Origin of the sequence: Paractinoplanes toevensis (genome assembly GCF_018332695.1) — a bacterium.
GTDB classification, from domain to species: Bacteria; Actinomycetota; Actinomycetes; order Mycobacteriales; family Micromonosporaceae; genus Actinoplanes; species Actinoplanes toevensis.
Map to the genome: position 1 here is coordinate 16,121 of NZ_BOQN01000159.1, position 15,560 is coordinate 31,680.

General features: G+C 65.4%; 6 protein-coding genes. 5 read left to right on the top strand and 1 reads right to left on the bottom strand.

What is annotated here, in order from left to right:
* Positions 1 to 129 precede the first annotated feature (129 nt).
* From Ato02nite_RS48060 to Ato02nite_RS48070, 3 genes are all read left to right on the top strand, one after another.
* On the top strand, positions 130 to 2,238 hold the full coding sequence (locus tag Ato02nite_RS48060; protein WP_213013441.1) for an acyltransferase family protein: 2,109 nt from the start codon (positions 130 to 132) through the stop codon (positions 2,236 to 2,238).
* A gap of 224 nt (positions 2,239 to 2,462) precedes the next feature.
* Positions 2,463 to 3,074, top strand: coding sequence for a hypothetical protein (locus Ato02nite_RS48065; protein WP_213013442.1), 612 nt, complete (start codon positions 2,463 to 2,465; stop codon positions 3,072 to 3,074).
* Between the two features lie 341 nt (positions 3,075 to 3,415).
* The gene (locus Ato02nite_RS48070) at positions 3,416 to 3,904 is read left to right on the top strand and encodes a type 1 periplasmic-binding domain-containing protein (RefSeq protein WP_213013443.1); all 489 of its coding nucleotides are present in this window, start codon (positions 3,416 to 3,418) and stop codon (positions 3,902 to 3,904) included.
* A 535-nt stretch (positions 3,905 to 4,439) separates the two neighbouring features.
* Here the strand turns inward: Ato02nite_RS48070 and Ato02nite_RS48075 are convergent.
* The gene (locus Ato02nite_RS48075; protein ID WP_213013444.1) at positions 4,440 to 4,883 is read right to left on the bottom strand and encodes a hypothetical protein; all 444 of its coding nucleotides are present in this window, start codon (positions 4,881 to 4,883) and stop codon (positions 4,440 to 4,442) included.
* Here Ato02nite_RS48075 and Ato02nite_RS48080 point away from each other — a divergent pair.
* Complete coding sequence (locus tag Ato02nite_RS48080; RefSeq protein WP_213013445.1) at positions 4,873 to 15,075, top strand: LamG-like jellyroll fold domain-containing protein; 10,203 nt, start codon at positions 4,873 to 4,875, stop codon at positions 15,073 to 15,075. The genes Ato02nite_RS48075 and Ato02nite_RS48080 overlap by 11 nt on opposite strands.
* Positions 15,075 to 15,497: a DUF4240 domain-containing protein gene (locus Ato02nite_RS53155; RefSeq protein ID WP_369076938.1), complete on the top strand. Its 423-nt coding sequence runs from the start codon at positions 15,075 to 15,077 to the stop codon at positions 15,495 to 15,497. Before Ato02nite_RS48080 ends, Ato02nite_RS53155 begins: the two co-directional genes overlap by 1 nt.
* Positions 15,498 to 15,560 lie beyond the last annotated feature (63 nt).

Below are 15,560 nucleotides of genomic sequence, written 5' to 3' on the forward strand. Positions count from 1 at the left end.
CCGGGCAAACAAAGACATCAAAATAGCTCAAAGCCTGGATGAATGATCTCGGTCACTTTGCAAGATGATCTTGCGGTGTATAGCATCTTTCGGCGCCTAGCCGATCATGCTTGACCAGGGAGTTCACGAATGTCCAGTCCCATCCGTGATCGGGATGTCCGGCTCGATATTCAGGCATTGCGGGCATTCGCAGTGGGTGTGGTGGTGTGCGGACACCTGTGGCCGTCCGGGCCGTTGTCCGGCGGTTTTCTCGGTGTAGATATCTTCTTTGTCATTTCCGGGTTTCTCATCACCTCGCACCTGTTGGGGCATGTCCCCACCAACCTGCGCGGCCTGCTGGACTTCTGGGCCCGGCGGGTGCGGCGGCTGTTGCCGGCGTCATTGGCCGTCTTAGTGGCGACCGCGGTGGCGGCGTGGTGGTGGCTTCCGGAAACACAGTGGGCGGATACCGCGCGTCAGATTCGAGCGGCCGCGACTTATTGGATCAACTGGCAGCTTGCCGGCGATTCGGTCGACTATTTCGGAGCCGGGAAGCCGGCTTCCCCGGTGCAGCATTACTGGTCGCTTTCGGTGGAGGAGCAGTTCTATCTCGTGTGGCCGGTGTTCATCCTGGTGCTGACCTGGGTGGGGTGGCGGCTTCGGGACCGGCGGTGGCTTTACTTCTCGGGTCTGCTCGTCGTGGTCGGTGCGTCGCTGTGGTGGTCCGTTACCTACACGCGTACTACGCCGGCGTCGGCGTATTTCGTGTCTACGACCCGGGTGTGGGAACTCGGTGCCGGCGGTCTGCTGGCCGTGGCCTCTCCGGTGATCGCGGGAATGCTGGCGACGCTGTGGGGTAGACGGGCCCGGGTGCCTGCGGCGTATGCGGGTTGGCTGCTGATGATGGCCGCAGTGCTGCAATTCAGCGGCGATACGGCGATCCCGGGCTGGCGAGCGGTCGTGCCCGTCACGGGAGCGTTGCTGGTGATCGCGGCGAACGCCCCGCTGGCCTGGTATCCGGTTCGGGGACTGCGGTGGCTGGGGGACCACTCCTACTCCACCTATCTGTGGCACTGGCCGCTGCTGGTGATCGAGCCGGCGGCGCTGCACTCGGCGCGGGGCTGGAAGGACGACACGGCGATCATCGTCGCCACGCTGGTGCTGGCGGCGCTGACGAAGCGGTACCTCGAGGATCCGGTACGGAATGTGGCGTGGTGGCGTCGCCTTGTGCCGACGTACGCGATGGGCGCGGCGGGGATGGCGGTCGTGATTGCTGTTGCCGCGACTTGGAGTGGGGTGGTGAACCACCGTCAGGACCGCTACCAGCGTCAACTCGTGGCGCAGGTGGCGAGCGCGGAAGGGTGCTTCGGCGCCGCCGTACTCGATCGGGGCTCGACCTGTGATCGTTCCCTGCAAGGTGCGTATGTTCCGAAATCATCGACCTGGCAGATCGGTGCCATCTCGCAGGACAAGCCGGGACTCAACTCTCGAGAGTGCAACAGCACCGACCGTGAGTGGGTGCTCGTACGGTGCGATGCCGGAGATGTGTCGTCACCGGTGTCGGTGGTGTTGACGGGCAACTCCCACGCCTTGCAATGGCTCGAGGCCTTGTCGACGGTCGCGGAGGCCGAGCACTGGCATCTCATCACCTACTACGCCACCGGCTGCCCATTCGCGGCGTGGCCGCGCCGAATGTTCACGCCCCAGTTCGCCCGCTGCGCCGACTGGGAGCAAGAGGTCCTGAGCAGTATCGTCCGGCTGAAGCCGACCCTGGTGGTCACCTCAAACCTCGGCTACCGATCCCGATTCAAAGACTGGTTCACACCCGACGCCGGCGGTCTTCAGCCCGTCGACGCTTACGCTGCCGCCTACGCCACTCTCCGGGACGCCAACATCAAGACTCTGGTGATCAACGATGCGCCGGCGCCTGCCGGCGGCGACAAATCTGATCCCGCCAAGTATCCGAACGCCGACCCGATCCGTTGCCTCGAAGCCCACCCGACCGACTATGCGGCGTGCTCAGCACCGAGATCGGATTGGGAATACCGCGACCCGGCCGTCGACGCCGTAACGAGAATCGGTTCCCCGAAGGTCACCTCGGTCGATCTCAATGACCACATTTGCGGCCCGCAGGTATGCGACGCGGTCGTCGGCGGTGTTCGGGTGCGACAGGACGACTCGCACCTCACCGGAACGTACGTCCACACCTTGATCCCTTACTTACGGCCAGTGCTCGTGGCGTCGGTGACGGATCGGTGAGGCTACGCTCCGTCGCGTGTCAGGTTGCACGAGTGACTTAAGAGTGCCCCCCGGGCGGATGACTCAAAAGCCGAAACGTGCGAAGACCGCTGGCGCCGGCACGGACCCGCCGCAGTTAGGTACGCGCAAGAGATCCTGAGGCTGGCCCAGCAGCCTCGGGGGCTGCGGGGAAGCAGTACTGTGCGGCTGCGGGCAGGGGTGATGGCTAGCCGGATCGGCTCGTCATGGCGCTCACCCTATTGGCCTATGGCTGGATCGCCTACGATGCCGACGTGAGGCGCGCGGATCTTGGGATCGGACGATACGCCTGGTCTGAGCTGCGGTGCGGCTGCGGCCGTCAAGCCAGCCATCTCGAGGGGGGCTTCGCGCGGCTTGCCGGGGCCGACGCAGAATTCGACGCAGGTGCACTCGAGGGACATGTTTTCTCGGAAACGGTTCTCTATGAACCGGCACCCGTAGTCATATCGGCGTGTTTAGACGCATTGGCCGATGACCTCGCGGTGACGGCGCGTCTGCACCTGTTGGCGCTACTGGCGCAACTGTCTTCAGCGCAAGACCAGCCGCCAGGCGTGACCAATGCAGGAAGCAACCTCTGGTCGGAGTGCCGTGCCGCCCTGCGTAAAGGCATACCTTTGCTCTATGCAGAAGTATTCCGCGCATATCCGAAGCAAGCTGGCCGCGAAAATGCCATGGTAGCGGCAAGCTACGCATTCGACGTATTGATGATGATTGACAATGATGCGCAGCGAGTGGAACGGTGTCGGTCGGCTGCCGCTGAATTTCTGGCCTGGGACCTGCGGTCGAAGGCCTCCTTCGGGGGGTCGGCATCCTCGTAGGCCCGGGATGGGCGGCCGGTATGCCCAGGCAGACGCCGACATCCTGACCCAGGGCAGGAGCCGACGACTGGCATCGCGTAGGCGGAACGATCACCTGGCGAGATCCGGACATTCGGCAACCGGCGTGCCTTTGCGCTCAGGTCATCCCGAGTTCGGACGAAGGCGTTCAGCTAAGTGATTCTGCTGACTTCTGGCCGACGGGCTAGCCGTTTGTCCTGGTCGGGGGACTGGACAGGCTGGGTACGCTCTGCGCCGTGCTGGGTGGACGAGTTGATAAGCGACTGCAGGGTTCGATGAAGACGGCGCGGCCGCCACGGGATTGGTGGCCGCCATCGCGGCGTGTGCGATGGCTGGCGGGCGGCGCGCTCGTGCTGGTCCTCGCTGTCGTGGGTCTGGTGGTCTGGTTGTCGGATGACGGCGTGGATCTTCGGGCCCGGGTGTACACGCAGTCGTCGGCGTGTCTGCTGACACCGGCGGCCGGTGTGTCCGACCCGGCCGCGGCCCCGGTGTGGGCCGGGATGCAGCAGGCGTCGCTGGCCACGAACGGCAAGGTCAGCTTCCTCGAGGTCGACGGCCGGCAGACCGCAGAAAACGCGGCAACTTACCTCGCGACTCTCGCGCAAGGCGATTGTGATCTTGTTCTCGTTGCGGGTGCAGGTCCGGTCGCGGCGCTGGAACAGTCATCGGCGTCGTTCCCGCAGATCCACTTTGTCTCGGTGGGCGGGTCAAAGGCGCAGGCCAACGTCTCGGTTGTAGCCGACTCTGACGCGAACGCGGTTTCGGCACAGGTCAAAAGCCTGGTGGAGAGTGCCCTGCGTTCCGGTGAGTAGTTGATCAGCCGAACGGCCATGTCCAGTTTGTGATCTTGTAAAAGTCAGACGTCAGCCAGAAAACTCCCAGGAGCTTCGCAGCTTCGGGGGAAGGAACGGCTGTGCGTCGTGGGTTGAATCGAATCGCTGTCGGTACGGCGGTGGTTTTCGCGTTTACCTTCATGGCCCCGGTCGGGGCTGTGCAGGACCCGAAACTTCCGCTCTCGTGGATGTGGTCGTGGCTGTCGCAGCGTCCGGCATGGGCGTGGGGCCACCTGGAGCTGCCGCAGCAAACCGACGGCCCGGGCCCGGTCGCGGACTTCGACACCGACGCGGACCGGGGCTCCGGTAAGCCGGTGACCGCAGTGAAGGGCGCCCTGCCGGGCTATCAGCCGCACGATCCGACGCAGAAGCCTGTCACGACAGGCGAAGCGGATCCGGGGTTCGACGCCGAAACGAGCAAGCGGTCAACGGACGACTCATCGCTGCGGACCGACGTGTTCGACAACGCCGACGGGTCACAGTCCGCGACGATGTATGCCGATCCGGTCAACTTTCAGGACAAGAACGGCGACTGGCAGAAGATCGACAGCGATCTGACGAAGCGGGCGGACGGCCGACTGCACGCCGCGGCGAACAGCTTCGACGCCTCGCTCGCCGCGACCGCGACCGCGACCGCGGCCACGGCGACGGCTACTCCTGCCGCGGCCGCCATCACGGCAACGCCGTCTTCTGCCCCGACGGCAACGACGGCAGAGCCGTCCACTTCTGCGAAGACCTCGGGCGCACGTGCCGCTGCCGCGGCGACCACATCGCCGGCTGAGGCGGCCTCGTCAGCGCCGGTGAACCCCGGCGCCGCCCCCGAAGTCTCCGGGGCGGCGTCACCGTCAGCAGCCGCGTCACCGTCGAGCACCCCGACGACTGCGGCGACCCCGACGACCGCGGCGACCTCGTCGGCTCCCACCACATCGTCGCCGGCGGGAACGTCGTTGCTGGCCAATCTGAAACTGCCGACCGGCGAGAGTGCCGGTTACACGCTGCAGGGTGCCGCGCCGGTGACCGCCCGGGTCGACGGTCAGACGGCGACCTATCCGTCGATCCTGGCGGACACCGATCTGGAGCTGCACACCTACGACTCCGGTATCAAGGAGACGCTGGTCCTCAAATCGGCGCAGGCGGCCTCGTCGTGGACGTTCCCGCTGACGCTCAACGGGCTGACCCCGCGGATGACCGACAGCGGCGAGGTCGAGCTGCTCAATGCCGCTGGTGTGGCGGTGGCGTGGTTCCCGCACGGCTCGATGGAGGATTCGAAGTTCGATCTGCGGTCCGGTGGGTCGGCAGAGTCGGGTGCTGTTACCTACCGGCTGGCCGAGCAGGACGGTGGCACCGTTCTGAAGGTCACGGCGGATCGGGCGTGGCTGGATGATCCTGCCCGGGTGTATCCGGTGCGGGTAGACCCGACCGCGACCACGATCGACAGCGGCGATGTGTATGTCGACAACGACTCGACGACGACCAACCAGAACGGCAACGACTTGCCGATCGGCACGTACGACGGCACCGTCAAGGCCCGTTCGTTCATGCACTTCGACAGCTTCGCCGGCGACGGGTTTACCAGCCGGCATGTCAGCAAGGCCGTGCTGCAGCTGTATCTGACGTGGCAGCCCAGCTGTACGGTCAGCCGCGCGTTCGACGTGCGTGCGGCGACATCGGCGTGGACGGTGGACAGTCTGAAAAACAACGCCGGGCTCAGTGCGGGGCCGTCCTACTCGGCGCCGATCGGTTCGCTGACGGTCACGGATCCGGGTGACGCCTGCACCAACAGCGCTAAGGATCGGTCGAAGGGTAAGTGGGTCAACGTCACCCTGGACGCCTCGGTGATCGACAAGTGGGCGCGGCAGACCAGCCCGAACTACGGCCTGGCGTTGACGGCGTCGGAGACCGACGTGAACGCGTGGAAGAAGTTCACCTCGGCGAACTACTCCGATACGTACAAGCCGCGGCTGTCGCTGACCTACACCAACAACGTCGCCCCGCAGGTCGATGTGCGGTATCCGGCGAATAACGCGGTGGTGCAGACCCTGACGCCGGAACTGTTGGCCAAGGGCCACGACTCGGACAACTGGCCGGGCAAGGGGCAGAATTTCACGTTTGGCGTGCTGGGCACCGACGGGTCGACGATCGCGGTGTCCTCGGCGGTGAACTCGTCCTGGACGGTGCCTGCGGGCAAGCTGAACTGGAACACCACTTACCTGTACACGGTGAAAACGTTCGACGGGGTGACCTACAGCCCGTTCCAGGAGACGTACGCGTTCACCACGTCGGTGCCGCAACCGGCGGTGACCAGCTCGCTGGCGCAGAACGGCGGCAAGGGCTTCGACGCGAGTATCGGCAATTACACGACGTCGGCGACGGACGCGAGCGTCACTACCGTCGGGCCGTCGCTGGCGATCACCCGCACCTACAACAGCCTCGACACCCGCCGGGACACGGCGTTCGGGGTCGGCTGGTCGAGTGTGCTGGACGCGAAGGCCACCCAGATACCCGACGCCGCCGGAACGGTCCAGTCGGTGCGGGTGACCTACCCGACCGGCGAGGAGGTGGCGTTCGGCCGGACCGCCACGGGGACGTTCGTGCCGCCATCGGGCCGGTTCTCCACCTTCGCGGAAACCAAGTCCGGCTCGACGCTGACCGGGTACACGCTGACCGACAAGAACGCCACGATCTACACGTTCGGCCGCGGTGTGGGCGGAGGAGTGTTCCGGCTGACCGCGATCACCGACGCCAACGGCCGCACCATGAGCCTCGGCTACGACGGCGACGGCAACCCGACGACGATGACCAGCGCCTCCGGGCGCCACCTGAGCTTGTCGTGGTCGTGGCCCGACGGCGCGTCCGCGCCGCGGGTGGAAACGGTGAGCACCGACCGGGCCGACCCGGACGACCCGGACAGCGCCAGCGTGTGGACCTACACCTATCGCGGTGAGGACCAGCTCGGCCAGGTGTGCCAGCCCGACGGCGAAAACCGGTGCTGGCAGTACTGGTCGTCGTGGATCTCCCAGTACCGCAACTCGGTGCTCAACCTGTCCCCAGCGGCCTACTGGCCATTGGACGAGGCCGGCGGCACTATGGCCAACAGTGCCGTGCTGGCCAACGCCGGTATGGACGTGGCCGCCTACAACAACGTGACCCTCGGCCAAGGCGCGCACCTGGACGGCAGCACCGCCACCACGGCCGGGTTCAACGGCACAAGTTCGTTCGTGCAGCTGCCGAGCAACATGATCGCGGGCGGGCAGTACCAGTCGGTCAGCATGTGGTTCAAGACCGCCACGCCGGGTGGGGTGCTGTTCAGCTACAGCCACGACCAGGTCACCGCCGGTACCACCAGCGGCGACTACGTGCCCGCCCTGTACATCGACAAGTACGGCAAGCTGCGCGGCGAGTTCTGGAACAACACCGTCGCCAACATCAACTCGAACACGGTCGTCACCGACAACAACTGGCACCACGTCGTGCTGGCCGGCGTCGGCAGCTCCCAGACGCTGTATCTCGACGGCAACGCGGCCGGCACGATCGCGGGCACGATCTCCGTCGTCAGCTCCCGCAGCCTTGACACCGTCACGGTCGGCGCCGGGTTCGTCGGCGGGGGCTGGCCCGATCACGCCAACTCCGGGGCAGCGCCGGCCAAGGCCACCTACTTCAACGGCCAGATCTCCGACGTCGCGTTCTTCAACACGGCGATCACCGCCGCGCAGGCCGGCCAGCTGAACTGGACCGGCCGCAACGACCAACCGGTCCTGGACTGGGTGGGCCGGCCCAGCGGCAACGGCGCCAACGCCTGGGTCGACTACGACGCGGTCACCGGCCGGGTCGCCCGGGTCGGCGACGAGAACGGCGGCGCCTGGACCCTGGACACCCCCAAGATCGCCGGCAGCAGCGCGGTCTACGCCGGGCAGGTCCTCGGCGCGAAACCGCAGGACTACTGGCGCTTCGCCGACGCCCCCGGCGACGGCGTCTCCGACGCGGTCAACCAGGTCTCGGGTGGCATCGCCACCTACAGCAACGTCACCCTCGGCGTGTCCGGGCCGTTCCCGGACGCGAGCGCGGCGAAGTTCGACGGCAGCAGCTCCTATGTCGAGCTGCCGCCCACCGACATCCCGGCGGGCACCGGGCCGTCGACGGTCGAGATGTGGTTCAACATGCCGGCTGGCAACACTGCCGGTGGTGTGCTGTTCGGCGCGCAGATCGCCGCCACCGACGAGCCGACCGGCGGCGGGTGGACCCCGGTGCTGTATGTCGACGTCAACGGGAAACTGCGCGGCAGCTTCTGGACCACCAACGTCACCAACATGGTCACCTCGGCCAGTGTCAACGACGGCAAATGGCATCACGTCGCACTGACTGCCACCAACAACAACACCCAGGTCCTCTACCTCGACGGCGCCCAGGTCGGCACCTCCACCGCCACCATCACCAACGACTACGGCGCCCAGCACGCCTACCTCGGCGTCGGTCGCTGGACGAGCTGGCCTGGGAACGGCAGCACCGACATCGGCTGGTTCCCCGGCTCGATCGCCGAGGCTGCTGTCTACAAGTCCGCGCTGAGCGCCGCGCAGGTCGCCGACCACGTCGCCACGGCGAAGCAGACCGCGTCGGTGGCGATGACGATGATCGGTGGTGTCGCGACCGCGATCGCCATGCCCGTGCAACAGGTCGTCGTGCACACTCCCGACACCGGCCCTGACGGCGACCAGGACCGGACCCAGGTTTCCAGCTACGACCTGGTCAACGGTAATCGGCTGGTCGCGCAGACCGACGAGCGTGGCCAGACCACCAAGTACGGCTACGACGTCGGCGGCTACGCCAGCATGGTGTACGACCCGAAGGGTGTCCTGACCCAGACCTTGCAGGACGTGCGGGGCAACACCATCCAGTCGATCACCTGCCAGGACCAGAGCGCGAACAAGTGCTCGTCGGTGTACTTCAGCTACTTCCCGGACGCCACCAGCAAGGCGCTGACCCCGAACCCGAAGAACGACCTGCTGCTCACCACCCGGGACGCCCGGACCACCCCGCCAGCCACCGCGGGTGCGGCGCCGAGCGACGACCGGTACCTGACCACCAACACTTACGACGATCACGGCAACCTGACCGCGGTCACCGACCCACTGCACCGGGTCACCGCCACCACCTACACCGACCACTGGACTGCCGCCGTCGACGGGGGCGCACCACCGGACGGCTTGCCGGAGACTGTGACCACCCCGGGCGGGCAGACCAAGCAGGTCGTCTACTTCCAGTCCGGTGACGTCGCTGAGATCCACGAACCCAACGGCAAGGTCACCAAGTTCACCTACGACGGCCTCGGGCAGGTGCTGACCGAAACCGAAACCACCGCCGACGGCGGGGACGAACTGGTCACCACCCACACCTACGACAAGATGAGCCGCGAGGTCACCCAGACCGACCCGTCGACGACCAACCGGATCACCGGTGGCGTGCACACCCGGGTGTCCACCTCCACCTACGACGCCGACGGCAACGTCACCGCGGTCACCACCAGCGACGCGACCGGCGGCGACGACCCCCGCACGGAGCAGCACACCTACAACGACTTCGGCCAGGAGGAAAGCTCCACCACCCCCGGCGGCGCGCAGACCTGGTTCGACTACGACGCCATGGGCCGCATCGTCAAACAGACCAGCCCTGACGGAACCGTCACCACCAACAGCTACGACGCGACCGGCAACCTCACCGACGTCTGGCTCAAAGACTTCACCGGCGACCCCAACGACCCGCAGGACCCGACCGACCTGCGGCTCGAGCACAACGAATACGACGAGGCCGGCCGGTTGGCCAGCGAGACTGACGCCGAGAACAACGTCACCTACCACACCTACACCGACAACGGTCTGGAAGCGACGATCACCCGGGTCGGCGCCGACGCCAACGGCAATACCGTCACCTACCAGGTGCAGGACACCACCTACGACGAGGCCGGCAACCCGCTCGTCGAGCTCAGCAACAACGGCCTGACGAAGGTCAGCCACGTCTACGACGCCGCCGGACGGGAAACCTCGTCGACCGCTGACCCGGACACCCTCAAGCGCACCTCGTCGGTCACCTTCGACGCTGACGACAACCCGATCAGCAACGTACAGACCGACGCGTCGGGCACCGTGACGGCGAAGATGGAAACGCTGTACGACAACGCCGGCCGCACCCTCGCCGAGCTCACCTACCGGTCGACCACGACCGCCCCGGTCGCCCGATGGAAAATGAGCGACGGCTCCGGCAGCACCGCGGCCGACACCGCCGGCAACAGCCCGCTTACCCTGAGCTCCACCGGCGGCGCGAACTGGAGCACTGAGCACGGCGGCGCCCTGGCCTTCAACAACACCGGCGGCACCGCGACGACCAACGGCGCGACCGTGGACACCGGCCGCAGCTTCACTGTCTCGGCCTGGGTCAAACTGACCGCCGGCGGGCACTACATGCAAGCCGTCGCCGGTGTCGGCACCAAGCAGACCGCCTTCGATCTGGGCTACAACTCCGCCAGCAACCGGTGGGAATTCCGGCTCGGCGCCTACGACACCGTCAACCCGAGCACCATCGGGACACAGATCCTCTCCACCTCCACCCCGCAGACCGGCACCTGGACCCTGCTCACCGGCGTCTACGACGCCGCCAGCAAGACCGGAACCCTCTATGTCGGTGACACCGCCGAGGCCAGCGCCACCGCCCAGCCGTACGCCGCCTCGGTGCCCACCGTGCTCGGGACCGGGCTGTGGAACGGCGATCACTCCGACTACTTCAACGGTGCTGTCAGTGACGTGCAGCTCTACCAGCAGGCCCTGACCGGCAGCAACGTCACGGGCATCAAGAACGCCACCTTCCCGGCCGCCGACGCGGGCGTGATCCGCACCAGTTACACCTACGACGCCGACGACGAGGTCACCTCGGTGACCGACCCGAACGGCAACACCAGCTACACCGCTTACGACGAGGACGGGCACGCGGTCAAGACGACCGCGCCGGCTGCGATGGCCGAATCCGCCACCTCGGGTGCCGCGGTCAAGGCGAACGCGGTGTCCTGGACCGGCTACAACACCTTCGGCGAGGTCACCGACACCAAGGACGCCCTGGGTAACTGGTCGGCGACCTACTACGACGCCGACGGCCGCGCCACGCTCGAACGGCAGCCCGCCTACACCCCACCAGGCCCCGGCACCACGGAGATCGTCCCGGAGACGATGTCCTACTACACCGCTTCCGGGCAGGTCGACCACACCACCGACCCGAATGGCAACAACACCTGGTTCGACTACGACCAACTCGACCGGCTGTCCAAGGTCACCGCCGTGAACGGCGCGGTCACCAAGTACACCTATGACAAGGTCGGCAACCAGCTGTCCATGACCTCACCCACCGGTGCGGTCACCTCGACCACCTACGACTACCTCGGCCGGCAGGCGAGCATCACCGACGCGGTCCGGCAGGACAACGCCTCCTACACCACCACCTACAACTACAAGCAGAGCCCGGCCGACGGCTGGTCCACCACCGTCACCTCCCCGCGCGGCGTCACCTCAAAGACGACCTACAACCAACTCGGCGACGCCGTCAGCAGCGAAGACGGCGCCCACAACGTCACCACCACGACCTACGACGGCGGGGCGCGGCCAGTCAAGACCACACTTGCCGACGGCACCTACACCACCACCGGCTACGACCTCGCCGGACGAGCGCTGAGCACCACCTTCTACGACGAGAACGACACCTTCCTGCAGTCGCAGTCCAGCGAGTACGACGCAGCCGGCAACGTCATCGCCTCGACCGACGCCCGCCACACCCGCACCACGTTCACCTACGACGCGACCGGGGTGCTGACCGCCGAGCACCAGCCGATCAACAGCTCCGCCGCGATCGACACCAGCTTCGGCTACGACCTCGAAGGCAACCAGACCCGGTTCACCGACGGCCGCGGCAACGCGTTCTGGACCACCTACAACTCCTGGGGCCTGCCCGAATCGCAGATCGAACCGGCGACCACGGCCTACCCCAACCCGGCCGACCGCACCTACACCACCAGCTACGACATCGCCGCCCGGGCAACCAAACTCGTCCAACCCGGCGGCGTCACCACCACCAACACCTACGACGACCTCGGACAGCTGACCAAACAAGCCGGCACCGGCGCCGAAGCCACCACCACCGACCGATCCTTCGGCTACGACCTCGACGGCCGCCTGATCAGCTTCAACGGCAACACCGGCACCAACACGATCAGCTACGACGACCGGAACCTGCCGAAATCGATCACCGGCACGTCCGGCAACACCAGCTACACCTACGACGAAGACGGCGACCTGGCCAGCCGCGCCGACGCCGCCGGCACCACCGCCTTCCATTACGACAGCGCCGGCCGGGTCGACCAGCTGACCAACACCAGCAAAAACGTCACCCAGCTGTACACCTACACCAACCTCAACACCCTCTCGAAAATCACCTACGGGGCGGGTAACAACTACCGCACCTTCACCTACGACAAACAGCACCGGCTCACCGGCGACGACCTGAAGAACACCGCCGGCACCACGATCGCGAAGATCGGCTACGGGTGGAACGACAACGGCGATCTGACGTCGAAGACGACCACCAACCTCGGCGGCACGACTACCACCAACACCTACGACTACGACCTCGCCGACCGGCTCACCTCGTGGAACAACGGCACTGCCACCACGGCCTATGCCTACGACAAGTCCGGTAACCGGCTGCAGAACGGCAGCAAGCTGTTCACCTACGACGCCCGCAACCGCCTGTTGACCGGCGACGGCGCCAGCTACGCCTACACCGCCCGCGGCACCCTGTCCTCCTCCGGCGCCAACCAGACCAAGGCCGACGCGTTCGGACAGGTCATCACCCAGAAATACAACAACGGCGGCGGCACGAAGACCTACAGCTACGACGGTCTGGGCCGGGTCATGCAGACCGGCTTCGCCTACACCGGCACCGACAACGATCTGGCCGGCGATGGCACCTCCACCTATGTGCGGGGCGGAGGCAACGAAGTGGTCGCGGAAGCGACCAGCGCCGGCACCAAACTGGCCTGGACCGACCTGCACGACGACATCGTCGCCCAGTTCACCGCCACCGGCACCACCCTGGCCGGGTCACGCAACTACGACCCGCTCGGCAAGGTGATCGCCACCAGCGGGGCGCTGGTCGGCAGCCTCGGCTACCAGTCGGAATACACCGACAACTCGACCAACCGCGTCAACATGATGGCCCGCTGGTACAACACCGACACCGGCCAGTTCGACACCCGCGACACCGCCAACAACAGCCCGGTGCCGGACTCGGTCAACGCCAACCGCTACCAGTACGGCGACGCGAACCCGCTGACCGTCACCGACCCCTCCGGCCACTGGGGCGTGCCGAGCTGGGCGAAGAAGGCCGTCAAGGTCGTTACCGCTCCGGTGCGGGCGACCGTCAGCGTCATCTCCAGCGCCGCGTCGTACGGCTACAGCAAGGCCTCATCGGCCTACAGCGCCTCCACCTCGTACCTCGGCTCCAAGCTCAAGACCGGCATGAACACGGTCAGCCAGAAATACCACCAGCTCAAGAAAGCAGCAATACATAAAGCGAAGTCACTCAAAAAGAAGGTCGACGCCGGTGTTTCGAAACTAAAGCGGAACGTCAAAATCGGCTATTCCATAGTTAAGAAAAAAGCCAGCAAGACCCTCGCTTCCGGCATCGACAAAGCAAAAAAGATCGGCAAAGCCTCACTCAAAGTCATCAAGCAGAGCGCCGGGCCGATCCTATCCGGCGCCAAGCGGGTGGGCAGCGTCTCTTCCGCCGTGCTGAAGGACGGCTGGAACAAGACCAAAAAATTTGTGGTCGAGCATAAGGACGTCATCTACGAGATCGGTGCGATCGGGCTGACCATCGCGGCTGGTGCAGCGTGTGGTGTGGTCACGGCCGGTGTCGCGGCGCTGGCCTGCATGGCGGGCGCCGGTGCGTTGATCAACATGGGTAAGGATGCGCTGCAGGGCGACATCAACTCCTGGGGCGACGCTCTCGGATCCGCGGGTACCGGCGCGGTGAACGGTCTGCTCAGCGGGACCGGTGGTGGTGGCGGTTTCGCGAAGGCTGCCACGATGATCGGTGGAAAGGCCGCGACCGGTCTGACCGGCCGTGTTGCCACCGAGATGGTGGAGAACGGTGCCATCGACGGCATCAGCCAGCTGGCCAACACCGGCAAGATCGACCCGAGATCCATGGCGTTGGGCATGGTCCCCGGTCTCGGCAAAGTCGAACGCAAAACCCACATCAACACCGGCACAGCACTCAAAGATGCCCGCAAATCCGGCCTCATCAGCGGCGTCGAAACGGCTGCCGGTGGAGTCGTCGGCTGCCAGACCGGCACTCGACGTGTTGCGCGCCACAGCTTTGACCCCGATTCGCGGGTACTGATGGCGGATGGCAGCCAGCGGCCGATCAAGGACGTCAACGTCGGCGACCAAGTCCTAGCCACCGACCCGGACAGCGGAGTGTCGAAGGCCGAACCGGTCACCCAGTTGCACCGCAACACCGACCACGACCTGACCACCCTGACCGTCCAGGACCAAGACGGCAAGAAGTCAGCACTGGAAACCACCTGGCATCACCCGTTCTGGGACGCCACCGACCGCAAGTGGACTGACGCTCAGGACCTGCGGGCCGGCCACCACCTGCAGGTCGAAGGTGAAGGCGACGTCACCGTCATGGTGGTCGCGAACACCACGGGTACTCGTGAGATGCGTGATCTCACGGTCAGCGACATCCACACCTACTACGTATTCGCCGGCACCGCTCCAGTACTCGTTCACAACTGCGGCAAAGACCAGGGAATCTACGAGTTCGCGGATCAGCACAATCCTGGTCAAACCTATGTCGGGAAGTCGATGAATCTGACGAACCGGCTCCAGGATCATCTGGATTCTGGACGGCTGTCTAGCCTGGACGACGTGAAGGTGACCCACGTTTGCGGATGCGAGGATGACGTGTTCGTTGCCGAGCATCTTCGTATGGAGGAGTTGCGACGACAAGGCGTTCCGCTTTCCAATCAGAAAGCATCGCCGGGGAAGTCGATTCTCGGAAGACGAAGTCAACCGATGTTGCCGGGGGCTGAAGAATGGGGCAAATGATGGCGTTCGATTTTTGGACTGTTGTAGGATCCTGTTCGATAGTTGATCGGTCCGATGTTGAGGCCGCGCTGACGGACGTCGAGAATCGTCTGCGAGCGCTAGACCTCGAAGGCTTGGTTGCGTTTCAAGGTCATCTTGCTGTAGAGCTGGAGGCGCTCAATCTCGGCTCGTTGGCCTCCATTCCGATTGAGCTGCCGAGTGGAGCCGTATTCGATCAGACCGAAGACCACTTTCTCTATGCCAGGTGTGCATGCTTGCTGTCGGGGCGCGCTTCGGCTCACGAAGTAATTTCGGATCCTGGGCAATTCAGTGTCTTCGTCGCTCCGCGGCTCCAGTCGGCGGAAACGCTGTTGTACCTGGCTCGGAATGAATATCGGAGACGCACTGGGGAATCGATGAAGGGTGTACGAACTCCTGAGTAAGGCGTCGATCGAGAAGAGCTTCTGCGCGGTCCATGAGTTTCGAATGGGATGGCTGAAAGTAGT

What these genes read in the sequence shown, in the direction of transcription:
- Ato02nite_RS53155 (WP_369076938.1), top strand. Translation starts at nt 15,075, where the DNA reads ATGGCGTTCGATTTTTGGACTGTTGTAGGATCCTGTTCGATAGTTGAT.
- Ato02nite_RS48065 (WP_213013442.1), top strand. Translation starts at nt 2,463, where the DNA reads ATGGCGCTCACCCTATTGGCCTATGGCTGGATCGCCTACGATGCCGAC.
- Ato02nite_RS48060 (WP_213013441.1), top strand. Translation starts at nt 130, where the DNA reads ATGTCCAGTCCCATCCGTGATCGGGATGTCCGGCTCGATATTCAGGCA.